At 72.8% G+C, this 25,549-nt stretch carries 24 protein-coding genes; 12 read left to right on the top strand and 12 right to left on the bottom strand.

The features are described 5' to 3' along the window. Nucleotides 1-108 precede the first annotated feature (108 nt). Nucleotides 109-2,004, top strand: a complete 1,896-nt coding sequence (locus DEJ49_RS31035) for a sialidase family protein (protein ID WP_150187175.1) — start codon at nucleotides 109-111, stop codon at nucleotides 2,002-2,004. A gap of 10 nt (nucleotides 2,005-2,014) precedes the next feature. Next, nucleotides 2,015-3,283, top strand: a complete 1,269-nt coding sequence (locus tag DEJ49_RS31030) for a DUF4185 domain-containing protein (protein WP_223833054.1) — start codon at nucleotides 2,015-2,017, stop codon at nucleotides 3,281-3,283. Here DEJ49_RS31030 and DEJ49_RS31025 read toward each other — a convergent pair. Further along, nucleotides 3,219-4,259 (bottom strand): bile acid:sodium symporter family protein, encoded by a 1,041-nt coding sequence (locus DEJ49_RS31025; protein WP_150187174.1) that lies wholly within the window; start codon nucleotides 4,257-4,259, stop codon nucleotides 3,219-3,221. The two genes, DEJ49_RS31030 and DEJ49_RS31025, sit on opposite strands and share 65 nt — an antisense overlap. A gap of 120 nt (nucleotides 4,260-4,379) precedes the next feature. Here DEJ49_RS31025 and DEJ49_RS31020 point away from each other — a divergent pair, with 120 nt between their 5' ends. Then, complete coding sequence (locus tag DEJ49_RS31020; protein WP_150187173.1) at nucleotides 4,380-5,249, top strand: LysR family transcriptional regulator; 870 nt, start codon at nucleotides 4,380-4,382, stop codon at nucleotides 5,247-5,249. Between the two features lie 4 nt (nucleotides 5,250-5,253). Here the strand turns inward: DEJ49_RS31020 and DEJ49_RS31015 are convergent, their stop codons facing one another. From DEJ49_RS31015 to DEJ49_RS30970, 10 genes are all read right to left on the bottom strand, one after another. Next, nucleotides 5,254-6,564: a hypothetical protein gene (locus DEJ49_RS31015; RefSeq protein ID WP_150187172.1), complete on the bottom strand. Its 1,311-nt coding sequence runs from the start codon at nucleotides 6,562-6,564 to the stop codon at nucleotides 5,254-5,256. A 13-nt stretch (nucleotides 6,565-6,577) separates the two neighbouring features. Further along, the gene (locus DEJ49_RS31010) at nucleotides 6,578-6,994 is read right to left on the bottom strand and encodes a hypothetical protein (protein ID WP_150187171.1); all 417 of its coding nucleotides are present in this window, start codon (nucleotides 6,992-6,994) and stop codon (nucleotides 6,578-6,580) included. A 65-nt stretch (nucleotides 6,995-7,059) separates the two neighbouring features. Continuing rightward, nucleotides 7,060-7,608 (bottom strand): hypothetical protein, encoded by a 549-nt coding sequence (locus DEJ49_RS31005; RefSeq protein ID WP_150187170.1) that lies wholly within the window; start codon nucleotides 7,606-7,608, stop codon nucleotides 7,060-7,062. 13 nt (nucleotides 7,609-7,621) lie between these two features. Then, nucleotides 7,622-8,245: a hypothetical protein gene (locus DEJ49_RS31000; protein WP_150187169.1), complete on the bottom strand. Its 624-nt coding sequence runs from the start codon at nucleotides 8,243-8,245 to the stop codon at nucleotides 7,622-7,624. A gap of 13 nt (nucleotides 8,246-8,258) precedes the next feature. Then, a complete protein-coding gene (locus DEJ49_RS30995; protein WP_150187168.1) occupies nucleotides 8,259-8,834 on the bottom strand; it encodes a hypothetical protein in 576 nt (191 codons plus the stop codon). Nucleotides 8,835-8,888: 54 nt separating this feature from the next. Beyond that, nucleotides 8,889-9,827, bottom strand: coding sequence for a transglutaminase-like domain-containing protein (locus tag DEJ49_RS30990; RefSeq protein ID WP_150187167.1), 939 nt, complete (start codon nucleotides 9,825-9,827; stop codon nucleotides 8,889-8,891). 14 nt (nucleotides 9,828-9,841) lie between these two features. Next, entirely contained in the window at nucleotides 9,842-10,174 is a 333-nt protein-coding gene (locus DEJ49_RS30985) for a hypothetical protein (RefSeq protein ID WP_150187166.1), read from the bottom strand. 125 nt (nucleotides 10,175-10,299) lie between these two features. After that, complete coding sequence (locus tag DEJ49_RS30980) at nucleotides 10,300-10,959, bottom strand: response regulator transcription factor (protein ID WP_150187165.1); 660 nt, start codon at nucleotides 10,957-10,959, stop codon at nucleotides 10,300-10,302. A gap of 116 nt (nucleotides 10,960-11,075) precedes the next feature. Beyond that, a complete protein-coding gene (locus DEJ49_RS36805; RefSeq protein WP_150187164.1) occupies nucleotides 11,076-11,693 on the bottom strand; it encodes a response regulator transcription factor in 618 nt (205 codons plus the stop codon). Between the two features lie 86 nt (nucleotides 11,694-11,779). After that, nucleotides 11,780-12,766 carry an Lrp/AsnC family transcriptional regulator gene (locus DEJ49_RS30970; RefSeq protein WP_150187163.1) on the bottom strand — a complete coding sequence of 329 codons (987 nt, stop codon included), beginning with the start codon at nucleotides 12,764-12,766 and terminating at the stop codon, nucleotides 11,780-11,782. Between the two features lie 108 nt (nucleotides 12,767-12,874). Here DEJ49_RS30970 and DEJ49_RS30965 point away from each other — a divergent pair, with 108 nt between their 5' ends. From DEJ49_RS30965 to DEJ49_RS30935, 7 genes are all read left to right on the top strand, one after another. Next, nucleotides 12,875-14,380 carry an MFS transporter gene (locus tag DEJ49_RS30965; RefSeq protein ID WP_150187162.1) on the top strand — a complete coding sequence of 502 codons (1,506 nt, stop codon included), beginning with the start codon at nucleotides 12,875-12,877 and terminating at the stop codon, nucleotides 14,378-14,380. A 169-nt stretch (nucleotides 14,381-14,549) separates the two neighbouring features. Further along, a complete protein-coding gene (locus tag DEJ49_RS30960; RefSeq protein WP_150187161.1) occupies nucleotides 14,550-15,317 on the top strand; it encodes a GntR family transcriptional regulator in 768 nt (255 codons plus the stop codon). A 50-nt stretch (nucleotides 15,318-15,367) separates the two neighbouring features. After that, complete coding sequence (locus DEJ49_RS30955) at nucleotides 15,368-15,595, top strand: ferredoxin family protein (protein ID WP_055563275.1); 228 nt, start codon at nucleotides 15,368-15,370, stop codon at nucleotides 15,593-15,595. 14 nt (nucleotides 15,596-15,609) lie between these two features. Then, nucleotides 15,610-16,962 (top strand): ABC transporter substrate-binding protein, encoded by a 1,353-nt coding sequence (locus DEJ49_RS30950; protein WP_150187160.1) that lies wholly within the window; start codon nucleotides 15,610-15,612, stop codon nucleotides 16,960-16,962. After that, nucleotides 16,959-17,861 carry an ABC transporter permease gene (locus DEJ49_RS30945; RefSeq protein ID WP_150187159.1) on the top strand — a complete coding sequence of 301 codons (903 nt, stop codon included), beginning with the start codon at nucleotides 16,959-16,961 and terminating at the stop codon, nucleotides 17,859-17,861. Before DEJ49_RS30950 ends, DEJ49_RS30945 begins: the two co-directional genes overlap by 4 nt. Next, entirely contained in the window at nucleotides 17,858-18,613 is a 756-nt protein-coding gene (locus tag DEJ49_RS30940) for an ABC transporter ATP-binding protein (protein ID WP_409234298.1), read from the top strand. The genes DEJ49_RS30945 and DEJ49_RS30940 overlap by 4 nt, the downstream gene beginning before the upstream one ends. A gap of 45 nt (nucleotides 18,614-18,658) precedes the next feature. Then, nucleotides 18,659-21,391: a fumarate reductase/succinate dehydrogenase flavoprotein subunit gene (locus tag DEJ49_RS30935; protein ID WP_190329500.1), complete on the top strand. Its 2,733-nt coding sequence runs from the start codon at nucleotides 18,659-18,661 to the stop codon at nucleotides 21,389-21,391. On the opposite strand, the gene DEJ49_RS30930 is transcribed toward DEJ49_RS30935, so the two are convergent. Continuing rightward, on the bottom strand, nucleotides 21,381-22,055 hold the full coding sequence (locus DEJ49_RS30930; protein WP_190329499.1) for an alpha/beta fold hydrolase: 675 nt from the start codon (nucleotides 22,053-22,055) through the stop codon (nucleotides 21,381-21,383). The genes DEJ49_RS30935 and DEJ49_RS30930 overlap by 11 nt on opposite strands. A 306-nt stretch (nucleotides 22,056-22,361) precedes the next feature. Here DEJ49_RS30930 and DEJ49_RS30925 point away from each other — a divergent pair, with 306 nt between their 5' ends. Further along, nucleotides 22,362-24,161 carry an AMP-dependent synthetase/ligase gene (locus DEJ49_RS30925; RefSeq protein ID WP_190329670.1) on the top strand — a complete coding sequence of 600 codons (1,800 nt, stop codon included), beginning with the start codon at nucleotides 22,362-22,364 and terminating at the stop codon, nucleotides 24,159-24,161. A gap of 113 nt (nucleotides 24,162-24,274) precedes the next feature. Then, nucleotides 24,275-25,537 (top strand): ABC transporter substrate-binding protein, encoded by a 1,263-nt coding sequence (locus tag DEJ49_RS30920; RefSeq protein WP_150187156.1) that lies wholly within the window; start codon nucleotides 24,275-24,277, stop codon nucleotides 25,535-25,537. Nucleotides 25,538-25,549: the final 12 nt, after the last annotated feature.

The following is a 25,549-nucleotide window of genomic DNA, read 5'->3' as shown; positions in this document are numbered from 1 at the left end:
CCACCAGTAGCGTCTGCGACGAAACGTGGACATGGGATGTCAGGATGTCAGGACCCCAATGTCAGGACGCGCCATGAGTCGCCGTCGCCCCGAAAGGCGGACCGCACCATGCCAACGAGCCTCCGCGTACGTCTCAGATCACTCCGCACCGCCACCGCCGCCCTGACCGTCGCCACCGTCGGCGCGCTGCTGCCCGCACCCGCGGCGCAGGCCGTGCGGGCGGCCCCGGACCCGGGCGCGCCCTTCGAACAGCAGGTGCTGTTCAAGGCCGACCGGGACCCCGGCTACGCCTGCTACCGCATCCCCGCCGTCGTCCGGACGACGAAAGGCACGCTGCTCGCCTTCGCGGAGGGCAGGGTCGACGACTGCGGCGACGCGGGCGACATAGACCTGGTGCTCAAGCGGTCGCACGACGGCGGCCGCACCTGGGGCCCCCTCCAGGTGATCAACGAGGGCGACGGCGACACCCACGGCAATCCGGCGCCCGTCGTCGACCGCGAGACCGGCCGCGTCCTGCTGGCCGAGACGTACAACACGGGACGCACGGACGGCAAGAACTGCGACATACCGTGCGACCGGACCCCTCACCTGCAGTACAGCGACGACGACGGCGCCACCTGGTCCGCGCCACGCGACCTGAGCGAGGAGATCCTGCCGCCGGAGTGGAACTCCTGGTACGCGACCGGCCCCGTGCACGGCATCCAGCTGACCCGCGGCCGGCACAAGGGACGCCTCGTCTTCACCGCCAACACCGAGACGTGGAACGGCAGTCGGATCACCGCCAACCACGCCGCGCTGATCGTCAGCGACGACGGCGGCGACCACTGGAAGATCGGCGCGACGGACTCGTATCCGATACCGGCCGACGGCACGTTCCGTCAGAAGCCGTCCGAGATGACCGTCACCGAGCGGCCCGACGGGGCGGTCTACGTGAGCGGACGCGAACAGGACGGCACGGACCTGGGCCACCGCACGCACACCGTCAGCCGGGACGGCGGCAACACGTTCACCGCGCCCTTCCGGGCGATCCCCGACCTCTACACGCCCCAAGTACAGGGCTCCACCCTCCAGTTCGGCAAACGGATGCTGCTCGCCTGCCCGGCCGACCCCGACCGCCGCCGCACGATGCAGATCCGCTCGTCCTACGACGGCGGCCGCACCTGGGACAGCGTCGACCGCGGCACCACCGTGACCACGGACTGGTCCGGCTACTCGGACCTGGTGCGGGCCGACCGCACGCACGTGGGGCTGATGTACGAGGGCGGCGCCGTCGACGCGCGCGACGAGATCCGCTTCGCCCGGTTCACCGAGGACTGGCTGAAGCCGCGCCGGGGCCCCGACCCCACCACGAGCGACCGCGCGCCGGACGCGCGTGACGCCGCGGTGCTCGGCGGGGCGCGCGTGACGCCGGGCCGCTTCGACGGCGCGCTCGCGTTCGACGGCACGGATGACGCGGTGCGGCTCCCGTTCAGCCGCCGACTCCCGCTCGGAAGCGGCGAGTTCACCGCCTCCCTGTGGTTCCGCTACGACGCGACGACCGGCGAGCAGCCGCTGCTGTGGATGGGCGGCATCGGCACCAACCAGCCGCAGGTGTGGCTGCGCGGTGAGCCCGCGAGCAACCGCGTCACCGGCCTCATCACCACGCGGGACGGCGCCGCGCCACCGAAGTCCGCGTCGGTGCGCACGACGAGCGCGTACAACGACGGCGCGTGGCACCACCTCGCGCTGCGCCGCGGCGACGGCCGCCTGACGCTGTTCCTCGACGGTACGCAGATCTCCGCCGCCGACGTGCCCGGCACGGTCAGCCGCAACTCTCCGTTCGGCGTGCACGTCGGGCAACGGCTCGACAGCCGCGCACACTTCACCGGCGCCATCGACGAAGTGCGTGTGGACAAGCGGGCCTTGAGCGACGCCGAGGTGGGGGACCTGCGTACGGGTGATGTTCCTGTGACACGGGACACCGTCGTGCGGCTCCCCATGGACCGGGTGCGCGGCAGCAACTAACGTCCCCGGCGTGTCCGCCCGCGAACGTGCCGCGTCGGGGCCGCGCAGGATCTGGCTGGTCCTGCTGCTGGCCCTGGCCTGCGCGGCCGTCCTGCTCGTCGCCCTCCCGGAAGAAGACGACCGGGAGGGCGACGCGGCGTGCCGGCCCCGCACCGTCGCCTCCTCGGCCGCCGAGGACGGGCCCACCGGCGAGTTCGCGCGCTACGGCGACGACATGACGCGCACGGACGACTGGACCGGCGGCGACGGCACCCACTCCGTGCGCCTGCCCGACGGGCGCGTGCTGTGGCTGTTCTCCGACACGTTCCTCGGCCAGGTCCACGCGCCCCCGAACCCGGCGGGCCAGCCGCACACGTGGCGCGACACGAACACGCCCATGGTCCGCAACTCGGCCGTGGTGATGTCCCGTTCGGGCACCCTGCGGCGCACCCTCGCCGCGCCGCTCTTCCCCGACCCGGCGCCCCAGCAGTGGCGCTGGCCGGTCGCGGCGCGCGTGGAACCCCGCACCCCCGGCGGCGACGAACAGGTCGTGCGCGTGCTGCTGTGGAACCGCATGGCCAGCCGGGGACCGTGGATCTACGGCGTGCCCGTCGCCACCGAGGTCGCCACGCTCTCCCTGCCCGACCTGCGGGTCGAGGGCATCACGAAGGTCTCCGACCAGCAGTCGGTCGGCGACCCCGAGAAGCGCGTCCTGTACGGCACGACGACGGCCGACGACGAGGACTGGACGTACGTCTTCGGCGGCACGGACGCGCAGGCGGCCTCGCGCCCCTCCTCGGACGCGTACGTCGCGCGGGTGCCGCACGGAAGCCTCGGTGACGGCTCGGCGTGGGAGTACTGGGACGGCGAGGAGTGGGGCCACGACGTCACGCCCCGGCCCGTGCTCGGGGACGGCAGGCGCAAGGGGGTGGGCAGCGCGTTCACCGTGGTGCGGGACGACGGGACGTACGTGCTGTTCACGATGGCGGCGGGCGCTGAAGGCCTGACCACCGTCACCTCGTACTGGTCCTGCTCCCCCACCGGACCCTGGCACGGCCCCGCCAAGGCATTCGAGGCCGCCCTGCCCAAGGACAGCGCGCCCCGCCAGGACACCGCCGCCTACAACCCGCAGGCCCACCCCGCGCTCGGCGGGGACAGAGCCGGGGACGGCCGTGTCGTGCTGAGCTACGACGTGAACTGGCTGGACGCGACGCCCGCCAACGCACAGGCGAACGTCACCCGGAACGTGTCCCTGTACCGACCGCGGTTCGTGTCCCTGCGTCTCGCGGCCGCTCGCTGACGAACTCTTCCGGGTCCCGCGAGCGGCGCTTGGCGATCACCGCGCAGACCATCAGCTGCATCTGGTGGAAGAGCATCAGCGGCAGCACGGCCAGCGAGGCGTCCGCGCCGAACAGGACGCTCGCCATGGGCAGCCCCGCGGCCAGGGACTTCTTCGACCCGGCGAACTGGATCGCGATCCGGTCGGCCCGGCCGAAGCCGAGCCGCTTCGCTCCGTACCAGGTCAGCGACAGCATGACCGCGAGCAGCACCGCCTCGACGCCGAGCAGCGCGAGCAGCCGCAGCGGGTGCACCTGGCCCCAGATGCCCTGCACCATGCCCTCGCTGAACGCGGTGTAGACGACGAGCAGGATCGACCCGCGGTCCACATAGCCGAGGATCTTCTTGTGGCGCGCTATGAAGCCCCCCACCCACCGGCGCAGGAGCTGCCCGGCGAGGAACGGCACGAGCAGCTGCAGCACGATCTTGAGGAGCGAGTCGCCGGAGAACCCGCCCCCGCTGTCGCCGAGCAGCGCGGCCGCGAGCAGCGGGGTCAGCACGATGCCGGCCAGCGAGGAGAAGGAGCCCGCGCAGATCGCCGCGGGCACGTTGCCGCGGGCCATCGACGTGAACGCGATGGACGACTGGATCGTCGAGGGCACGAGGGTGAGGAAGAGGAAGCCGCTGAAGAGCGCGGGCGTCAGGACGTACGGGACGAGGCCCTTCGCGGCGAGCCCGAGCAGCGGGAACACGACGAACGTGCAGGCCAGCACCGTGACGTGGAGCCGCCAGTGCTTGAGCCCGTCGAGCGCCTCGCGGGTGGAGAGCCGGGAGCCGTAGAGGAAGAAGAGCAGCGATACGGCGGCGGTGGAGGCGCCGGAGGCGACGTCGGCGGACGTGCCGCGGGCGGGCAGGAGGGCGGCGAGGCCCACGGTCGCGAGCAACGCCACGATGTACGGGTCGACCGGCATCCAGGACGGCCACTTCAGGCGTTTCACGGTGCTCCATGCTGTCGGTGATGTCCTCTCCATGATCCTCCCGATGGGGGTGATCGGGAATCCCGTACACCGTGCTGACTGTCATCACGGTGCGCGATGAGCGGTACTAGGATGATGCGGGTGTACGACCCTTCGCAGCTCCGTACGTTCCTCGCGGTCGCCCAGACGCTGAGTTTCACCCGGGCCGCCCGCCGGCTCGGTCTGCGCCAGTCGACCGTCAGCCAGCACGTGCGCCGCCTGGAGGACGCCACCGGACGGCAGCTGTTCACGCGCGACACGCACAGCGTGGAGCTGACCGAGGATGGCGAGGCCATGCTCGGCTTCGCCCGCAGGATCCTCGCGGCCCACGAACAGGCCGCCGCGTTCTTCGCCGGGAAGCGGCTCGGCGGGCGGCTGCGGTTCGGGGCGTCGGAGGACTTCGTCCTGACCCGGCTCACCGACATCCTGGAGTCGTTCCGGCACGACCACCCCGACGTCGACCTGGAGCTGACGGTCGAGCTGTCCGGCACGCTGCACCAACAGCTGGACGCGGGCAGGCTCGACCTCGTGCTCGCCAAGCGCCGCCCGGAGGACCCGCGCGGCGAGCTGGTGTGGCAGGACGACCTGGTCTGGATCGGCGCGGAACGGCTCCGCCTCGACCCCGAGCGGCCGGTGCCGCTGATCGTCTATCCCCCGCCGGGCATCACCCGCGCGCTCGCCTTCGAGGCCCTGGAACGCCGGGGCCGCGCCTGGCGCGTGGCCTGCACGAGCGGCAGCCTGAACGGCCTGGTGGCGGCGGCCCGCGCGGGCCTCGGCGTGATGGCGCACTCGCGGGGCCTCATCCCGCCCGGCCTGGTCCGCGTCCCGGACCGGGCAGGGCTGCCCGAGCTGGGGCCGGTCGACTTCGTGCTGCTCCACGGCGAGCGGCGCGCGTCGGCCCAGGACGCGGCGGACGCGCTGGCGGCGGCGATCCTGGCGGGCGGGGACCGACTGCACCGGGGCGGACGGTGAGGTGTCAGGGCGGCAGGATGAGGTCGATGTTGGCGGGGGTGATGATCGTGACCGGTGTACCCGCGGGGATGCGCTGCCCCGCGTGGTAGGGGCCGCGGTCGCTGACGATGATGCCGCCGTTGCGTTCCAGGCGCGGATACTCGAAGATCTGGTGCCGTCGCAGCGAGCCGCCCGACTTGGCCTCGAAGAGCCTGAGCCCGCCATGGGGCCTGCGTGAGCCGACGCAGTCGATGATCACTCGGCTCCCCATGCCGCCGTGCGGCTGCCCCCTGACGACGAAGGCGCGTACGTGGACGGAGCGTGCCGAGTACGGGAACGCGCGCCGGACGCGGTCACACACCACGTCCTCGAAGGGCGCGCCGGGCGGCTTGTCGCCGGGCTGCGGCTTCTGCCACCGGCCGCGGGCGTCCCGGGCCCGCTCACGCACCACGTCCTCGAACCGTGCCACCTCTTGCAGCCGCTGCTCCAACTGCCCCCACTCCGGGCGCCGCAGCGCGGTCGCCCGTGCCCTCAGCGTCAGATAGTGCGGGTCGGTGTCGGGCGGGAACGGCGCCATGGACAGCTTTCCCGTCGCCGGGTCGAAGACCAGGCCGGTGCCGATCCCGGACCCGCCGATCAGGCCCGCGAGCTGTGTCGCCCCGTTGAGCGCCGCCCCCAGCGCGGCCACCGCCGCGCCGGTCACGCCCGCCGCGAGGGCCAGGTCGAGGACCTGCCGGGCACGGTCGAGCAGGTCCGTGACCGAGATCCCGGGACCCGTGGGGCGGCGGAAGTCGAAGATGTCGCGTGGGGGCGGGTAGGGACGGAGGGGTGGCCTCGGGGGGACGGGGCGGGGTGGTGGGTCCGGTGCGGGTGGCGGGATGAGCGGTGGCACGCCCGGTGTCCAGGGGGTCGGTCCCGGCCCCGGTCCCGGCGTACGCGGTGTCGGGGGCCTGGGCGGTGGGACGGCGGCGGGTTCCGGGGGGCGGACGAGGAGGGACCGCAGTTCCGCCCTGAGCGGGGTGGACAGTTCGCAGTCGAAGAACGTCGCCAGGGCGTCGGTCCGGTCGTCGAGGCGTGCGGCGAGCCGCCGGGCGGTGGCGGCGTCCAGCGCCCTGAAAAGGTGGCGCAGTTCGTCGGCCCTGCGCGCTTGCAGCGCCGTCTGCGCGCTGGTGATCGGCAGTCTGAGCTGTGCGATCAGTGCGGCCGACGCGTCGTCGTGTGCGGCGGCGGAGCGGGCCGCGCCCGCGCAGCCGCGGGACGGCGGCCGCACCGGCCCCTGCCCCAGACCGGCGCCGCCAAGGCTTCCGTCGCCGGCGGGTGTTCGGACGTACACCATGTTCCTCGCCTCCTCACAGGCGGCCCGGCGCGCCGCCGAACCGGGTGTCGTACCAGTGCCGCCCCAGCAACCGCCCGCCCACCTCGGTCAGTTCGTCCGCGCGCGACGCGCCGGTGTTGCGGACGGTGAACTCGACGACGGCCCCTTCGGCGAGCCGGATGTCGACGGGGAACCCGGACAGGCCCCACGGGTTGATGATGTGCCCGAAGGACAGGTACGGGTCGAGGGGCTGTACGTCGCTGCGGATCTGCCACCGGTAGCCCGGGGTCGCCGCGCGCCCCGGGTCACGCGCGAAACGGTCGGTGAACTGCGCGAAGTACTGCAGGACACCGCAGTGCGTCGGCGGCAGCGCGAACCGTGCGAGCACGGTCTCCTCCCCCGGTCCCGGCGCGGCCACGACGCCGGAGCTGTCGAAGACCCGGGAGTCCAACGGCCGCCCGCAGACCTCGCACTGGCCCGTGTGGGTGCTGCCGCATCGAGAGCTGCCGCACACCGTCATGGCAGGTATCCGAGCATCTTGTAGCCGTGCAGCACGAAGAACAGCTGCGCGCCCTCGAAGAGAGGCCCTTCGGACACCTCGTCGACGACGATGCGGATGGTGGAGCGGGGCAGGAACAGCATCGGCTTCGCCATGGGCCTGAACGGCCGTGCCCCGTCCGCGCTGCCGAGCCCCGCGATGTTGTGGATCGCCCGGTTCTGCAGCTCACGCCCGGTGCCGCTGTCGATGATGCTGTACGTGAAGTCGATGCCGCAGAACCGCGCGAACAGACAGCGCGCCGCGTCAGCCGGGTCGTTGAACGCGGCCCCCACCAGCGCGTCGAAGGGCGGCGGCAGCGTGATCGCCTGCCCCTCGATGATGCCGCCCGTGGGGGGTGCCGGGATGAAGCTGTAGCCGATCGAGGTGGCGACGAAGGCCCCGTCGACACTGATGTTGACGGTGTCCTCGACCCGGTTGCCCGCCCGGCCGAGCAGCCTGAGGACCGCCACGTGGTCGTAGGGGATCTCCTTGGCCGACGCCTGCTCGTACCGCTGCCCGTACTGCATCGTGACCTCCGGATCACCAGATGGGCCGCCAGAGCTCCGGGGCCCGCGCCGGTCGGCGGAACTCCCGTGTCCTGGCGCGCCGTTCGCGGACGTAGCCCTCGACCCCGCCGCCCGGCTCCTCGGCGGCGGAGAGCGGTTCGTCGCCCTCGCCGCAGCCGCGCAGCTCCTCGTCGTCCTCGGCGGGCGGCGGCTGCGGCACCGGCGGCGTCGGCATGGCGTAGGACACCGGGGCCTGCACGGCACGCGGCAGCGCCGGTCGACGGCCGCCGACGGCGCGCAGCACCTGGGGCAGATACCGTGCCGCGAGCGGCAGCACCGTCTTGGCGATGGCGGGCAGCACGGACCAGAACCCCACGGGGGAGCCGAGCCCGTCGTACCCCTCCACCCATTCGTAGAGGCGCCCGTCGCGGCCCCGGCGCACCTCGCCCGGCACGCAGCCGCCGTATCCCTCGTATCCCGCGAACCCGTCGTAACCGTTGAAGCCGTCGAAGGTGTCGTACGCCGCGTACCCGTCGAGGCCCTGTACGGTCATCAACTCCTCGTCGCCGAGGCCGTCGTAACCGTCCAAGTCCTCGGCACCCACGTACCCCTCATAACCCTCGTAGCCGTCGTAACCCTCGTATCCGTCGTGCAACATCTGTGCCGCCTCCCTACTGGACGTCGCGCTCCAGGTAGCCGTCGAGGACCACCCAGAGGTGCCGGGGGCCCGTCGCGTCGGCGACGGAGACCGGCAGTCCGCGCGGGAAGAGCATCTCCACGCGGAAGTTCTGCTGGGGTTCGATGAAGACCGGTTCGGCGAACCGGAAGGTGGCCATCGGGTCGGGCATCCCGTGGCTGAGCGGGGACGAACCGTTGCTGGAGACCACCCCGGCGCCGGAGGGGAACATGTACGTCGGCGCCGTGATCGCCTCCTTCTCGCCGACCAGCAGCGTCACCACGGAGCTGAACACCAGATCCGGGATGAAGGGGTCCGGGTGGTCGTGGGACGGCGCCGAATCGCTGATCACCACGCGCATCGCCCGCGCCTCGAAGGTGTTGAGACTGGGCAGCACGCCCGCCGCCTGCATGTTCGTCTCCAGGCGCGTCTTGTCCTGTACGTCGACGAAGAAGCGGATGACGCGCGGGTCGGTCATCCTGTCCTCGAAGCGGTCCTGTGCGTCACGGAGGAAGAAGGCGTCGTAGAGGGGGCTGTGCAGCTTCTCCTTGACGCCGGTCACCCGAGCCATCGCATTGTTCTCCTTTCGGCCAAACCTTTCGGCACGACCTGTCGGCCTTCTGCCTCAGCGGTAGCGGAGGGGGTGCGGAGCGCGCGGGTATCCGTACGGGGGTCGGTACGGAGGCCGGTACGGCCGGGGCCGGTAGCCGTAGTAGTAGCGCGGGCCGACGACCGCGGGGCCCCAGACCGTGGAGTATCCCGGCGACACCGCGGCCGGCGTCTCCTCGTACCGCAGCGCGGCCGCGAGCCGCGCCGCCGTGCGCGGGCGGTGGCCCTGCGGGAGCCCCGTCCCCCAGATCCTGCGGAGCACCTGCCGCACCCACGGGTCCCTGTCGAGCAGACCCTGGGACCGCAGCCCGGACCAGACGGCCCGTACGCGCGGATCGCGGGCGGGAAGCCCGTCGCGGCGTACGGCCGCGACCAGTTCCGCCGCCGGACCCGGCGGCAGCCATCCGATGGTGCCTTCCGCTTCCGTCGCGTCGTCCATGGCACATCCCTTTCTCGTGCGGAGCGGTACGACCTTCTTCACCGGGCTGTCGGGCGCCCAGCCCATGGGGTGCGGCATCGTGGCGTCCAGCGCGATCCAGCGGCCCCGGTACTCGGCCTCGGGATACACGTGCGTGAACAGGCCGGGGCGCGCCGGGTCCGGGCCGACGAGGACGATGCGGACCTGATGCCCGACGGACTGCAGCAGCGCGCCGAGCAGGATGGTCATGTCGTCGCAGTCGCCCGCGCGCAGCTGGAGCATCCGGCGTGCGGAGTGCAGCAGTTCCACGCGGTACGGGTCGCGGGTGTAGCGGACGGTCCGCCGTACCCACGTGAACAGCGCCGCGATCTCGCCGAGGTAGTCCTTGGGCCGCACGCCCCGCGCCTTGAGGAGCCGCACCGCTTGGCGGCGTACGGTCATGTCCTTGGCGCCGCGGAGGATCAGCGACCGGATGTGCCCCACCGTCCGCGCGGTGCCCGCGGGCCCGGACGGGACGCGGTACGTGGTGATCCGCATGGTCGTCCCCGTGTTCACCCCGCCCCCCGCACGCTCTCGACGAGGGTCCGCTCGCTGAGCGGCCGTGTGAAGCAGCCGCCCGATGCCGGGTACACGCGCAGGTCGGTGCGGTGGGCCGAGCAGAGCACCACGGTCGCGCCCGGCGCCCCGGCCGTGAGCCGTGCCGCGAGGGCGCCGCCGCCCCGCGGTCCCGCTTCCAGGACCAGGACGTCGGGGCGGACGCCGGCGACCACCGCGGTCATCCCCTCGGTCCCGCACTCCGTGACCAGGATGTCCGGGCCGCGCAGGATGGACCTGATCCCCCGTCCCGCGATGTCGCCGAAGCCGACCACCAGTACGCGCAGCACATGTCGCCTCCCCTGGAGGGCCGTTCACCGTTCTGCCGTGCCTCGACGCTAGGGCGCCCCGGGCCCGGGAACGAGATGCGGACGGGCAGCCATCGGTGCGGCCGAAAGGGCAGCCGGTGGGGTGGTCAGAGCGCGCCCTGGCGCACCACGATCGCCACCGCGTGGGCGCGCGTGCGGCAGTTCAGCTTGGCCAGGGTGTCGTGCACGATGTTCTTCACGGTGCGCTCCGAGTAGCTGAGCGCTCCGGCGATCTCCCGGGTGCTGCTGCCCTCCGCGAGCAGTCTGAGGACGTCGAGTTCGCGTCGGGCGAGCAGCTTGGCGGCCGCCGCGCGCAGACCCGTGTGTTCGCCTTCGGTACGGGCGAGGAGCCCTGTGAGGACGGCGGGCGGCAGCGAACCGGCGCCCGAGGCCACGGCGTCGACCGCGGCGACCAGGGAGTCGGGGGTCATCTCGGCGCGGACGAGCAGTCCCGTGAAGCCGTGTTCCAGGGCGGGGCGCACGAGTTCGGGCCGAGCCTCTTCGAGTACGCCGAGCAGCGCGGGCGGCGCGGTCGCCGACTCCGACGCGACGAGTCGGGCCACGGCATCCAGCCGCGCTCCCGCCTCTGCCGCGTCCCCGCCAACCTCGGTCAACAGGACGGCACACGCCCCGAGTTCGGGCTCCGGGCGCAGCCACGCGCTCTCCCCGACCACCGTGAAGCCTGCTCCGGCGAGGCAATCGGCCATGCCCCGCCGGAAGATGACGTTGGACTCGTCCAGCCACAGCGGGACGTCTGCGCGCTTCATCCGGCAAGCAGAGCAGGACGCGAGGTCCGCGGAACAGCGTCCATGGGGGCCGACCTAGGGGTACGGCACGGGCGGCGGCTTCCCCGGAAGGGTCGGCCTCTGCCCCGACGGGCACCTCAGATGATCCCGCGCCGTATGCCCTCCGCCACCGCCTGGGCGCGGTTGCGCGCGCCCAGCCGGCACTGCGTCTGCTGCACGACGCTCTTGACGGTGCGTTCGGAGTACCCGATCCGCTCGGCGATCTCCCGTGTCGCGTACCCGTCGGCGAGGAGGCTCAGCACGTCCCGCATGCGGGCGGAGATGCGTTCGGGCAGCGGCGCGTCGCTGCCGCTCCCCCCGCCCGTGGCCCGCGCGACCGCCGGGGACGGCACCGGCCCCACCAGCAGCCCGCACGCCGCGGCGCGGACGGCGGCGAGCACCTGTTCCTCGGTCAGGCCGGTGCGCGAGAGCACCGTGTCGGCGGGTCCGCGGGGCGGGCGCCCGTCGGGGCGGCCGGGTTCGCCGCAGATCAGCTTCGGCGGGCCGGGGCCCGCGAGGCCCGTGGCGGCGCGGGCCGACGCCAGTACGACGTCGACCGCTTCCGGTACGGGCCCGTCCCGTGCGTCGTACGCGACGACGAACGCCTCGTCGGTCTCCAGGCAGGCCACGAGCCCGCGACGGAAAATGTCGTTCTCGTCCACGACCGCGACCCGGATCACCTTGCGGTGTCCGTTCCCGGCCGTGTTCCGCGCCACCACCACCCGACCACCCCCCGAGGGCGACAGAGCCGCTGTGCTCCGATTATTCGCGCATCGGCACCGGCGGCACCAGTCCCGGAGGGCTATCGCAGCGGCCGCGGGTAGATCAGCTCCTTGAACCGGCGTACATAGGGCGCCGATTCGACGTGCCGCACGCCGTCCAGGGCGCCGAGCCCGCCGCTCAGGTAGGCGTAGAGCTCCGCGGTGTCGCGGGTCAGGACGCTCGCCATCAGATTGGCGGAGCCGGTGATCGCGGAGACGTGCGCGACCTCCGGATGCCCGGCCATCGCCCGGCCCACCGCGTCCAGTGCGCCGGGCGCGACGGTGACCCAGAGCATCGCGGCGGTGGTGAAGCCGAAGCGCGCGGTGTCGTACTCGGTGTCGGTGTAGAGCGCGCCGGAGCCGAGCAGTGCGGCGACGCGCCGCTTGACCGAGGACTCGGAGCGACCGGTCAGCCGCTGCAACTCCGGGTAGGTGACGCGGCCGTCGGCCTTGAGGGCGGCGACCAGGGGTTCGTCGTCGGGGGCGATGAGGGCGGGGGCGGGGGCGCCGGCCGGCGTCCGGGCGGGCGCGAGCGCGGCCGCCTGCGCGTCGGAGAGCGGGCGGTGTTTGCCGATCCAGCCCGTGCGGCCGCCGTAGAAGCGGTGCATCAGCTGGTGGGCGGTGATGTCGACGAGCTTGCGGGTGCGCAGGAGCTTGCCGAAGAGCAGGTCGTCGTAGTCGTCCTGTGTACGGGGCACCGTCATGCAGACGACTTCCGTGCCCGCCGAGGTGAGGTGGACCCACGCGGTGTCGGGGCGGCGGGCCAGGGCGGTCGCGATGGCCTCGGCGCCGTCGGGCGCGCAGCGCAGCCGCAGCATCCACTCGTCCTGCCCGAGCCTGCGGGTGTCGCGCACCCCGACGACGCGCAGCCCCGCCTCGGCCCGCAGCCTGCGGAAGCGGCGGGCGACGGTCTGGTCGGAGACGCCGAGGACGCCCGCGATGCGACTGAAGGACGCCCTGCCGTCGATCTCCAGGGCGTGCAGCAGCTTGAGGTCCAGCTCGTCGAAGGTGTCGGTTTCCACCGCCATATGTCCTTCCCATGTCGGTTCCGTACGCCTGATAGCACCCTGGCACCGGCTTCGTTCACCTGCAGCTCATCGTACGAGGTCTACGGACAACAACTCGGAGGACAGGAAATGCGTACATGGGGGCCGCTCGCGGCGGTGTCTCTGGGGACGTTCATGCTGCTGCTGGACGTGACGATCGTGATCGTGGCGCTGCCCGACATGGCCGCGGCGCTGCACGCCTCGCTGAGCGACCTGCAGTGGGTCATCGACGGCTACGCGCTCGCGCTCGCCGCGCTGCTGCTCGGCGTCGGCGCCGCGGCCGATGTGTTCGGCAGGCGGCGGCTCAACGTCATCGGCACCGCGCTGTTCGCGGTCGCCTCGCTGGGCTGCGGACTGGCGTCGGACGCGGACGTGCTGGTGGCGGCGCGCGCCGTGCAGGGGCTCGGCGCGGCGGCGATGCTCGCCACGACGCTGCCGCTGCTCGGCGCCGCCTACCAGGGCCGCGACCGGTCGGCGGCGCTCGGCGTGTGGGGTGCGGTGAGCGGGGCTTCGGCGGCGCTCGGGCCCATCGTGGGCGGCCTGCTCACCGAAGGTCCCGGCTGGCGCTGGATCTTCTTCGTGAACCTGCCGGTGAGCGTCGCGTCGATCTGGCTGACGCTGCGCCTGGTGCCGGAGTCGCGCGGGCCCGCCGGGCGCCGGGTCGACTGGGCGGGCACGGCGGCGTTCGCGTGCTTCGCGGGGGCGGGGACGTACGGGGTGCTGCGGGGCGGTGCGGACGGCTGGGCGTCGGCGGCGGCCGGCACGTCGTTCGCGGTGTCGGCGCTCGCGCTGCTCTGCTTCGTCCTGGTCGAGCGGCGCGTGGCGCAGCCGCTCCTCGATCTGCGGCTGCTGCGCAAGCCCGCGTTCACCGGCGTGCTGATCGGCGCGGTCGGCTACAACGGGGCCGCGTTCGGCGTCGTCCCGTACCTGTCCATCTGGCTGCAGACCGTGCTGGGGATGAGCCCGGTGCGCGGCAGTCTGGTGCTGCTGCCGCTCGCCGCGACGTCGTTCGTGGTGGCGCTGCTCGCGGGGCGGCTGCTGCACGGGGTGGCGCCGCGGCTGGTCATCGGTGGCGGGCTGCTCCTGATCGGTGCGGGCGGGCTGTGCATGGCGGTGCTGGACGCCGGGTCGTCCTGGGGGACGCTCGCGCCGGGGCTCACGCTCACGGGTGTCGGCGCCGGGCTGGTCGCACCGGGGCTCGCGGGGGCCGCGCTCGCCTCGGTGCCGTCCGCGAACGCCGGGATGGCGGGCGGCGCGGTCAACACCTTCCGCCAGCTCGGATACGCGATCGGGGTCGCCCTGTTCGGAACGGTGCTGACCGCGCGTATGCAGGACTCGCTCGGCCACGACGCGGCGCACACGGCCGCGGGCGGCGGGGCCGCGGCCCTGCACGGGACGGTGCCGGAGCACGCGGTCCGCGCCGCCTTCGCGTCGGGGCTCAACGGGGCGTCGCTGGCGGCGGGCGTGGCGGGTCTGGTGGCGGGCGCCTTGGTGCTGGTGATGGTGCGGCCGACCTCGCGGGAACTCGGCGCCGACAGCCGCACGTTGCGGAAGCGCGACGGTGAGGGCGCCGTGCTGACGGTGCGCGGCCGCTAGGGCCTGTGTCGGTTCCGCCGCCGGAGCTGTCCACGTAGTGGGCACTCCGGTGGCGGATCTTGCACATCTCCCCGCGTCACCGCAGGTCAGAGGGGTGTTCCCGGAAGTGTCAGGTGGCGCAATGCTGCCGCAACACCACCGCGGCCACCGCGCCGGTACGTTCCCTGCCATGCCAGCCGAACACAGCCACGCCTCGCTTCCGGTCGCCGCCGCGCGGCGCCGGCGACTGCGCGCGGACCAGGCACGGCAACTCGCCGATCTGCTGCGCCACCAGATCCTCACGGGCGGCTTCCCGCGCGGCGTCCTGCCGTTGGAGGACGTCATCGCCGCCGACTACCGCGCCAGCCGCAACACCGTACGGCAGGCCCTCGACCTGCTGCGCGGCGAGCAGCTCGTGCACCGGAGGGCCGGCGTCGGCACCGTCGTCGTGTGCGAGAAGTACCCGCACGCACTCGACCGGCTGCAGGGCCTCGCCGAGACGCTGCACGAACACGGCACGGTCACCAACGAGGTCCGCACCGTCGGCCCGGTCTCCGCGCCGGGGCCGGTGGCGCGGCGGCTCGGGCTGCCCGACCACACCGACGTGCTCTGTATCGAGCGGCTGCGCCGCCTGAACGGACTGCCGCTCTCCCTGGACCTGTCGTACCTGCCCATGGACGTGGGCGGCGAGCTGCTCGGCTGCGACCTGGAGAACACGGACGTGTTCCGGCTCCTGGAGACGGTGACCGGCGGCCCGCTCGGGCACGCCGACATGACGCTGGAGGCGGTGAACGCCGACGCGCACTCCGCGGCGGTCCTTGAGGCGCCGCGCGGCAGCGCCGTCCTGATGCTGGAGCGGCTCACGCATCTGCCCGACGGGCGGCCCGTGGACCTGGAGTTCATCCGCTTCCGCGGCGACCGCATCACGATGAGCGGCGTCCTGCACCGGTCCGCCTGACCCGCACGCTCTTCCTGCCCACCCCCCTTCTCTGAGTCCTGGAGACAGCCATGCCTGTTGTCCCGCAGCGCGCCGACGTGCCCGTGACCATCGACGAGTCCCGCTGTATCGACGGCTGCACCCTCTGCGTCGACATGTGCCCGCTCGACTCGCTCGCGATCCGCGAGGACAACGGCAAGGCGTACATGCACGTCGACGAGTGCTGGTACTGCGGCCCGTGCGCGGCCCGGTGCCCCACCGGCGCGGTCACCGTCAACATGCCCTACCTGCTCAGGTGAAAGGCCCGACTCCGATGACTCGCACGACAGGCAGACTCGCCCTCGCCGCGGCCCTCCTGCTGCCCCTGGCGACGGCGTGCGGCGGCGCCGCCGGGGCCGACGACGGGAACACCGTGACGGTGACCGTCGGCTACCAGTCGAAGACCATCAACACCGTCACCGCGGGCACGCTGCTCCGCTCCCTCGGCTACTTCGAGGAGGAGCTCGCCGCCCGCGGCAAGAAGGACGGCAAGACATACGAGGTGAAGTGGCAGGACTACGCCACGGGCGCCCCGATCACCGCCCAGATGACGACAGGGAAGATCGACATCGGGTCGATGGGCGACTTCCCGCTGCTGATCAACGCGGCCCGCGGCAAGCAGCTGAAACAGCCGACGAGGCTCGTGTCCGTGACCGGCTACAACCTGCGCGGCAGCCTCAACACCGTGGTCACCGGGCCCGATTCGAAGCTGCGCTCGCTGGCCGACCTGCGGGACAAGAAGGTGTCCACCAGCATCGGCTCGGCCGCCGACGGCACCCTGACCCGCGCCCTGGAGAAGGCCGGCATCGACCCGGAGAAGGGCGTGCGAAAGCTCAATCAGCAGCCGAGCGTGGGGGCGTCCGCACTGGCGGGCGGCAGCATCGACGCGCTGTCGCAGTTCGTCGCCTGGCCGGGGCAGTTGGCGTACGAGGGGAAGGCGAAGGCGCTCTACGACGGGGCCGATCTGAACCTGCCGACCTTCCACGGCGTCACCGTCCGGGAGGAGTTCGCCGAGGAACGCGCCGGGGTGCTCGACGACTTCCTCGCGGCGCAGCGCCGCGCCACCGACCACCTGCGCGAGCGGCCGGTCGCCGCCGCCGAGTCGGTGGCGAAGGAGACCGGCCTGCCCGCCGAGGCGGTCTACCTCTACAACGGCGCCCACGGCATCGCCACCTTCGACCCGGCGCTGCGCCCGGAGTTGATCGACGCGCTGAAGAAGGACGTGCCGATCCTGGCGAAGGCCGGGCTCGTGCGCGACGTCGACGTGGACGCCTTCGTCGACCCGGAGCCGCTGCGGCGGGCCGCGCGGGCTCCCGCCTACCCCAAGGTCGAGGCGGGCGACGCCAAGTCCGAGCTGTGGCTCAAGGGCCGCGACAGCACCCGGACGTACGACACCCCGAAGAAGCTCCTCGCGGCCGTCGCGGCGGCGAAGAAGACCGGGGTGCGCGCCGCGTACGTACCGGACGCGCTGACCGGAACCCTCTGGTTCGCCGACCGGGCGGTGTGGGTCGCCGACGGCTCCGACCTGCGGGCCTTCGTCACACCGAGCCATGCGAAGACGTACGTCGGACAGCATGCGGGGGCCCGTGTCGTCGGCTACGCGGACGCCCTGGAGCTGGCGTCATGAGCACCGTGAGCGGCACGGGCCTCACGAGCCTCACGCGGCGACTGGTCCGGGTGGCGTCGCTCGTCGCGGCCCTCGGCCTCTGGCAGCTGCTCACCACCTGGGACGTCGACCTGTGGCTGCGCTTCGGCCAGTTCCCCACGGTCGTCGAGGTGGCGGACGCCTTCGGCGACCGGCTCGGCACCGCCCCGTACTGGCAGGACCTCGTCCACAGCCTGCGCCGCATCGTGATCGGCTTCCTGCTCGCCGCGGTCCTCGGGGTGGCGGCGGGTACGGCGGTCGCCCGGTCGCGGTGGGCCGCCGACCTGCTCGGGCCGCTGGTGGAGGTGGCCAGGCCGGTCCCGGCGATCGCGCTGGTCCCGGTGGCGATCCTGCTCCTGCCGACCAACGAGCAGGGCATCGTCTTCATCACCTTCACCGCCGCGTTCTTCCCGGTCCTGGTGTCGACCCGGCACGCGGTGCGGGCGCTCGCGCCGGTGTGGGAGGAGGCCGTGCTCACCATGGGCGGCGGGCGGCTGCGGGTGCTGTTCTCGGTGGTGCTGCCCGGCGCGCTGCCCGGGATCTTCGGCGGGCTCTCCGTGGGCATCGGCGTGGGGTGGATCTGTGTGATCTCCGCGGAGATGATCTCCGGCGAGTACGGGGTGGGCTACCGCACCTGGCAGGACTACACGGTCGTCGACTACCCGGGCGTCTTCGTCGGCATGGCCACCATCGGCGTGCTTGGCTGGCTGACCTCCACGGCGGTGGAGTTCCTCGGCCGCCGCGCCACCGCCTGGCTGCCCCGGCCACCCGAGCGGGTCCCGGCGCGTGCGGCACGCCGCGCCCACCGTGCCGCTCCCCCGGCCGCCGCCGCGCCGCCCGCGCCCGCCGCCCCGGTACTCGACAAGGAGCCCGTCGCGTGAGCCCCGCACATCCCGTGGACACCCGCACCCCGCAAGGCGCCGAACTCGTCCTGGACGACGTACGGCTCGGGCACCGCGAGGGCCATGCGCTGCCCGGCACCGTGCGGCTGCGGGTCGCGCCGGGCGAGCTCGTCGCCGTGCTCGGCCCGTCCGGCTGCGGCAAGTCCACGCTCCTGCGGACCCTCGCCGGGCTGCTGCCGCCGCTGGGCGGGCACGTCACCCAGGACGGGGCGCCCGTCGTCGGCCCCGCCGCGGACCGGGCGCTCGTCTTCCAGGAGGACGCCCTGCTCCCCTGGCGCAGCGTCCGCGCCAACGTCGAACTTCCCCTGGCCATACGGCGGATCCCGCGCGCCGAGCGGCGCGCGGCCGTCGACGACTGGCTGGAGCGGGTCGGTCTCGCCGACCACGCCCGCAAGCTGCCGCGTCAGCTCTCCGGAGGGCAGCGGCAGCGCGTACAGCTGGCCCGCGCCCTGGCCGCGCGACCCCGCGCGGTCCTCATGGACGAGCCGTTCGGCGCGCTCGACCCGCACACCCGCGCCGGCATGCAGGACCTGCTCGTGGAGATCCTGCGCGGCACCGGCGCGACCGTCGTCTTCGTCACCCACGACGTGGACGAGGCGCTCCACCTCGGCGACCGGATCGCCCTGCTCTCCTCCGGCGAGGTCCTGGACGTGCCGCACCCCCGGCAGCGGGACGCACGCAACGCGCCCGGCACGGCGGAGCTCCGCCGCCGCGTCCTGACCTCCCTCTGAACCGTTGCCCCCACTCCCCGACGTACTCCCGTGAAAGGCGCGCCCGTGGACACCCCTCTGGCCATCCCCGCCCTCGCCGACGCGACCGAGCTCTCCTGCGACGTCCTCGTCATCGGCGGCGGTACCGCCGGCACCATGGCGGCCCTGACCGCCGCCGAACGCGGTGCGGACGTCCTGCTCCTGGAGAAGGCGCACGTGCGGCACTCCGGCGCGCTCGCGATGGGCATGGACGGCGTCAACAACGCGGTCATCCCCGGCCGGGCCGAGCCGGACGACTACGTCGCGGAGATCACCCGCGCCAACGACGGCATCGTGGACCAGTCCACGGTCCGGCAGACCGCCACGCGCGGCTTCGCCATGGTGCGGCGCCTGGAGTCGTACGGGGTGAAGTTCGAGAAGGACGAGCACGGCGAGTACGCGGTCCGGCAGGTGCACCGCTCCGGCTCGTACGTGCTGCCGATGCCGGAGGGCAAGGACGTCAAGAAGGTCCTCTACCGGCAGCTGCGGCGCCGTGAGATGCGGGAGCGGATCCGGATCGAGAACCGGGTGATGCCGGTGCGGGTGCTCACGGCGGAGGGGCGCGCGGTGGGCGCGGCGGGGTTCAACACCCGCACCGGCGAGTTCGTCACCGTACGGGCGGGGGCGGTCATCCTCGCCACGGGTGCGTGCGGGCGTCTGGGCCTGCCCGCCTCCGGGTACCTGTACGGGACGTACGAGAACCCGACGAACGCGGGCGACGGCTACGCGATGGCGTACCACGCGGGGGCCGCGCTCACCGGCATCGAGTGCTTCCAGGTCAACCCGCTCATCAAGGACTACAACGGCCCGGCGTGCGCGTACGTCGCGAACCCCTTCGGCGGCTATCAGGTGAACCGGCACGGCGAGCGCTTCGTGGAGTCGGACTACTGGTCGGGGCAGATGATGGCGGAGTTCGCGGCCGAACTCGCCTCCGACCGGGCGCCGGTGTACCTGAAGCTCAGCCATCTGCCGGAGGAGACGATCAGCACGGTCGAGTCCATCCTGCACACGACGGAACGGCCCACGCGCGCCACGTTCCACGAGGGGCGCGGCCACGACTACCGCACGCACGACATCGAGATGCACATCTCGGAGATCGGGCTGTGCGGCGGGCACTCGGCGTCGGGGGTGCGGGTCGACGCGCACGCGCGCACGACCGTACCCCGCCTGTACGCGGCCGGTGACCTGGCCTGCGTCCCGCACAACTACATGATCGGCGCGTTCGTCTTCGGCGACCTCGCCGGGGAGGACGCGTCGCGGTACCGGGCGTACGAGGGCGAGTTGCCCGGCGATCAGCTGTCCGCCGCGCACGAGCTCGTCTACCGGCCGCTGCGGCACCCCGACGGTCCGCCGCAGCCGCAGGTCGAGTACAAGCTGCGCCGGTTCGTGAACGACTACGTGGCGCCGCCGAAGACCGGGGCGAAACTGTCCCTGGCCGTCGAGGCGTTCGAGCGGATGACGGGGGAGATCGCGGGGATGGGGGCGCGCACCGCCCACGAGCTGATGCGGTGCGCGGAGGTGTCGTTCATCCGGGACTGCGCGGAGATGGCGGCGCGCTCGTCGCTGGCGCGGACGGAGTCCCGCTGGGGCCTGTACCACGAGCGGCTCGACCATCCGGAGCGGGACGACACGGGCTGGCTGCACCACCTCGACGTGTACAAGTCCGCTTCGGGTGCGATGGAGTTCAAGGCGCGTGCGGTCGAGCCGTACGTGGTGCCGGTGCCGGAGTTCGATCCGGTGGCGGGGGCGGAACAGGTGCTGGGAGAGGTCGAGCTCGTGCCGGTGGCGACGGCGGGTCCGCGGAACGCGCCGCCTGCGGCACGTCCGGCGGCAGCCCCTGACAGGACGGCCCCCGGCGCCGCGCCCACGGCAGGCACCCGGGCCGCGAGCCCCACCCTCCTGCGCCTCCTCGCCCTCGCCGAGGAGACCCCTGACCTGGAGGCCCTCTCCCCCTACCTCGCGGACGCCGAACCGGCGGTGCGGGCGGCGGCCGTGGCCGTCCTCGCGGAGACGGTTCCGGCGGGCACGGGTCCCGCGCTGGCCGCGGCGCTGCGCGATCCCGACGGACAGGTCCGTGAGGCGTCGGCTGCCGCGCTGCGCGAACTGACCGAAGTCCTGCCCGCGGAGCACGCGTTGGGGTCCTCCCTGCGGGCGGCGCTCGATGTCGCGGACCCGACGGTGCGAGGGGCCGCGCTGGACGTCCTGCGGGGCCTGCGGCTCGGGGACGCGCCGCTGTACGCCGCCGCGCTGGCCGACACCGACATCGACGTCCGCATCCACGCCGTGCGGGCGCTGGTGTCGGTGGACGCGGCGGCGGACCTCGCGGGCGCGGCGGACGACCCGGCCCGCGAGGTCCGGGTCGCGGTGGCCCGCGGTCTCGCGGCGGTACGGGATCCGTCGCCGTCCCGGCTCGCGCCGCTCCTCGACGACCCGGACGCGCTGGTCCGGGCGGCCGCGCTGACGGCGCTCGCGGTCACGGGCTGCCCGCTCCCGTACGCCGAACGGGCCGCGGCGGCGCTCGGCGACCCGGCCTGGCAGGTCAGGGCGGGCGCGGCGACGGCCTTGCGCGCGGCCCCGCCGGAGCGTGCGATCCCCGCCCTGCTCCAAGCGGCGACCGATCCCGAGGCGGACGTCCGCAAGGCAGCCGTCCTCTCCCTCCTCGCCCACCCCACGACCCCCGAGTCCCGAGCGGCCCTCACCACGGCGACGAAGGATCCCGACGCGGACATCCGCGCCTACGCGACCCGGGCTACGGGCTGACCCGCACCACCTCGCTCGGCACCGGCCCGAGCCCCAGCAGGCCGCCGACGGTCGCCGTCGTCAGCGCGTGCCAGGCCGGGGCGTGCCGCAGCATCGCGTGGTCGCCGCCGTCCATCGTCACCAGGGTCGCGTCCGCGCCCGCGGCCTTCGCCCGTGTCACGTACTCCGCGGACTCCGCCGGGTCGGTCGTCCCGTCGCGGTCGCCGTGCAGGAGCACCACCCTGCGGTCCCGCAGGTGGGCTACCGGTTCCCCCGGCGGGCACCAGGGGGCCAGGCCCACCACGGCCCGGACCGACGGGTGGCCGGCGGCGCGCAGGGCGGCGCGGGCGCCCATGGAGTGGCCGACCAGGATCACGGGCGCGTCCCCGATGCGGGGAGCCAGGTCGGCGAGCGCGCGGGTCGCGTCGCGGGCGGCGTCCTCCCGGTCGCCGTTCCAGCCCCGGCAGCGGTAGCGGACCCCGCCGACCGCGACGCCCCGCGCCCCGAACCTCTTCCTGAGGGCGCGGGCGAAGGGCCACATGCGCAGGCCCGGCAGGTTCACGGCGGGCGGCGCCGACGTGCCGTGCTCCCGGCCTCCGTGCAGTACGAGGACAGCCGCCCGCACGGGCCTGGAGGTGCCGGCGAAGATCAGCGGTGAACCGGACCGGGTGGCGGGTATGGACACGGAGACTCCTTCGGCGTCGCGGCGGCTCGTACAACGTCGAAGGACCTGTACGAGTTCCCCACCTTTCACGACACTCCGCAGGCCGCGTACAGATTCCGTGGAGATTACGCCACCGAAACTTACTCCAGCGTAAGTAAGTTGTCCGGCCCTTCCCCTTGTGGCCGTATTTTGACCGGCTGACCTGTGCCGATGTTCCGTGCCCGGCACCCCTGGACCCCCTCCCGCACGCGCACGGCGTGGGGTACGGTCACGGCGCTGTGCGGAGCGCCACAAGGAGCATCATTGCGCGAGTTCACGAATCCTCCGATGGCGTCGGTGCCGCTGGTGGGCGGCCTTGCCGACGCCGTGTTCGACCATGCCGTCGAGGACCCGCACCACATCGCGTTCGGCCGCAAGAGCGACGGGCGGTGGCACGACGTCACCTCGGGCGAGTTCCGTGACGAGGTGCTGGCCCTCGCCAAGGGCCTGATCGCCCAGGGCGTCCGGTTCGGCGACCGCGTCGCCATCATGGCCCGCACCCGCTACGAGTGGACGCTCTTCGACTTCGCCCTGTGGGCCATCGGCGCCCAGGTCGTCCCGGTCTATCCGACCTCCTCCGCCGAGCAGGTCCTGTGGATGCTGCACGACGCCCAGGTGTCGGCCGCGATGGTCGAGCACGAGGACCACGCGATGACGATCGGCTCCGTCGTCGACCGGCTGCCGCAGTTGCGCAGGCTCTGGCAGCTGGACGCCGACGCCGTGGGCGAGCTGACCGAGGCGGGGCGCGAGATCGACGACGACGTGGTGCACCGCCACCGCCGCGCCGTCACCCCCGACTCGATCGCCACGATCATCTACACCTCGGGCACCACGGGCCGCCCCAAGGGATGTCTGATCTCCCACGCGAACTTCATGTTCGAGGCGGACGTGATGGTCGGGCGCTGGGAGCCGGTGTTCCACTCCAAGCGGGGCGACGAGGCGACCACCCTGCTCTTCCTGCCGCTCGCGCACGTCTTCGGCCGCATGGTGCAGATCGCCGCCGTGCGCGGCCGGGTCAAGATGGGCCACCAGCCGAACCTGAACGCGGCGGCGCTCCTGCCGGACCTCGCGGCGTTCCGGCCCACGTTCATCCTGGCCGTGCCGTACATCTTCGAGAAGGTCTTCAACGCGGCGCGGCGCAAGGCGGAGCGGGACGGCAAGGCGGGCGCGTTCGACAAGGCCGTGGAGTGCGCGGTGCGGTACGCCGACGCGATGGAGGCCAGGGCCTTCGGCACGGGCCCCGGCCCCTCGGCGGGGCTGCGCATGCAGCACCAGCTCTTCGACAAGCTCGTCTTCTCGAAGGTGCGGGAGGCGATGGGCGGCCGGGTGCGGCACGCGATGTCGGGCGGCTCGGGCATGGACCGGCGGCTGGGCCTGTTCTTCGCGGGCGCCGGTGTGACGATCTACGAAGGGTACGGACTCACCGAGTCGACGGCGGCGGCGACCGCCAACCCGCCCGAGCGCACCCGCTACGGCACGGTCGGCCAGGCCATCCCCGGCACCACCGTGCACATCGCGGAGGACGGTGAGATCTGGCTGAACGGCGGCAACGTCTTCCAGGGCTATCTGAACAACCCGAAGGCCACCGACGCGACCCTGCACGACGGCTGGCTCGCCACCGGCGACATCGGCGCCCTCGACGAGGACGGCTATCTGACGATCACCGGGCGCAAGAAGGAGATCCTGGTGACGTCGGGCGGCAAGAGCGTGTCCCCCGGCCAGCTGGAGGAGCGGGTCCGCGACCATCCGCTGGTCGCCCAGTGCATCCTCGTCGGCAACGACCGCCCCTACATCGCCGCGCTCGTCACCCTGGACGCGGAGGCCGTGGAGCACTGGCTGACCATGCGCCGCAAGCCGTTGCTGCCGCCGGGCGAGCTGGTGCGCGACCCGGACCTGGAGACCGAGGTGCGACGGGCCGTGGTCGCCGCCAACACGCTTGTCTCGCAGGCCGAATCGATCCGTACGTTCCGCATACTGGCGCACCAGTTCACCGAGGAGCACGGCCTCCTGACGCCGTCCCTGAAGCTGAAGCGGAAGGCGATCGAGACGGTGTACTCGGCGGAGGTCGAGGCGCTGTACAGCAGCTAGCCTGGCCGCACAGCGGTTTCTGACGCCCCATCAAATACACCCGCGCCGCTTATTGACGGTTCATCAGGTCCGCCACAGAATCAGCCCCACTTCGACTTCAGGGGGGCTCGACCGTGTCGCGATCGATCCGCACCATCACCGCCGCCGCCGCGGCCCTGCTGCTCGCCACCGCCTGCAACTCCGCCTCCTCCGGCGGCGAGACGGGCGGCGGCGACCGGGGCACCGGTTCCGTGCGCGGGGTGACCGAGGACTCCGTCAAGGTCGGCGGCATCGTCTCCATGACGACCGCGAGCGGATACAGCAAGAAGGACACCGATCTGGGCGCGAGGGCCCGCTTCGACCGCGCGAACGCCGAGGGCGGTGTGCACGGCCGCACGATCGACTACCTGGGCGCGGAGGACGACGGGCAGGACCCGGGGAAGAACCTCGCGGCGGCGCGCAAGCTCGTCCAGCGGGAGAAGGTGTTCGCGATCTCCCCGATGAGCTCGGTCACGTTCTCCGGCGCGGACTTCCTGCAGAAACAGAAGGTGCCCACGTTCGGCTGGGGCACCATTCCGCCCTTCTGCGGCCCGACCTACATGTACGGCTTCGGCGGCTGCATGGTCCCGATGCCCGGCGGCACGATCACCCAGAGCTGGCCCGAGGGGCTCAAGAAGGTGATGGGCGGCGCGAAGGGCAGGTCGGTCGCGATCCTCGCCAACGACAACGACGCGGGCACGTTCGCCATCCGCACCTACAAGCAATCCTTCGCGGCCGCCGGTTTCGAGGTGACGTACGCCAAGTCGACCGTCCCCGCCACCTCCGTGCCGAGCGACTGGTCGGCGTACACGAAGGAGATCCTGCGCTCCGACGGCGGCAAAGCGCCGGACGCCGTCGTCTCCGTCATGCAGACCCCGTACAACATCGGCCTGTTCACGGCGGTCAAGCGCGCGGGCTTCAGGGGCGTCATCACCGACCCCACCGACTACGACCCCGGCCTGCTCGCCAAGAGCGCCACGAAGAAGGCGCTGGACGGCGTGCACGTGCTCCTGACCTTCCAGCCGTTCGAACAGGACACGGCGGACATGCGTCAGTTCAAGAAGGACATCCGGAAGGCGGCGGGCAAAGAGGTCCCGCTCAACATGCACATGATGACCGGCTACATGTCGGCCGACCTCTTCCTCGCCGTCGCCGAGAAGGCGGGCAAGGACCTCACCGTCGACTCCTTCCAGAAGGCGGCGGACGACTTCTCCGACACCGGCACCATGGTCGGCGACCGCAAGCTGCGCGAGGGCCAGAAGGAGTCGTTCGGCTGCGGCGCGCTCGTCCAGCTGGAGGACGGGAAGTACACGGTGTCGTCGCCCTTCACGTGCTACGAACCGATCCCCTTCAAGTAGGGGCGGGCCGCC

This window comes from Streptomyces venezuelae (assembly GCF_008642335.1).
Taxonomy (GTDB): domain Bacteria; phylum Actinomycetota; class Actinomycetes; order Streptomycetales; family Streptomycetaceae; genus Streptomyces; species Streptomyces venezuelae_F.
Note: the sequence above shows the minus strand (reverse complement) of the source record. Positions and strands in the feature narration are given on the sequence as shown.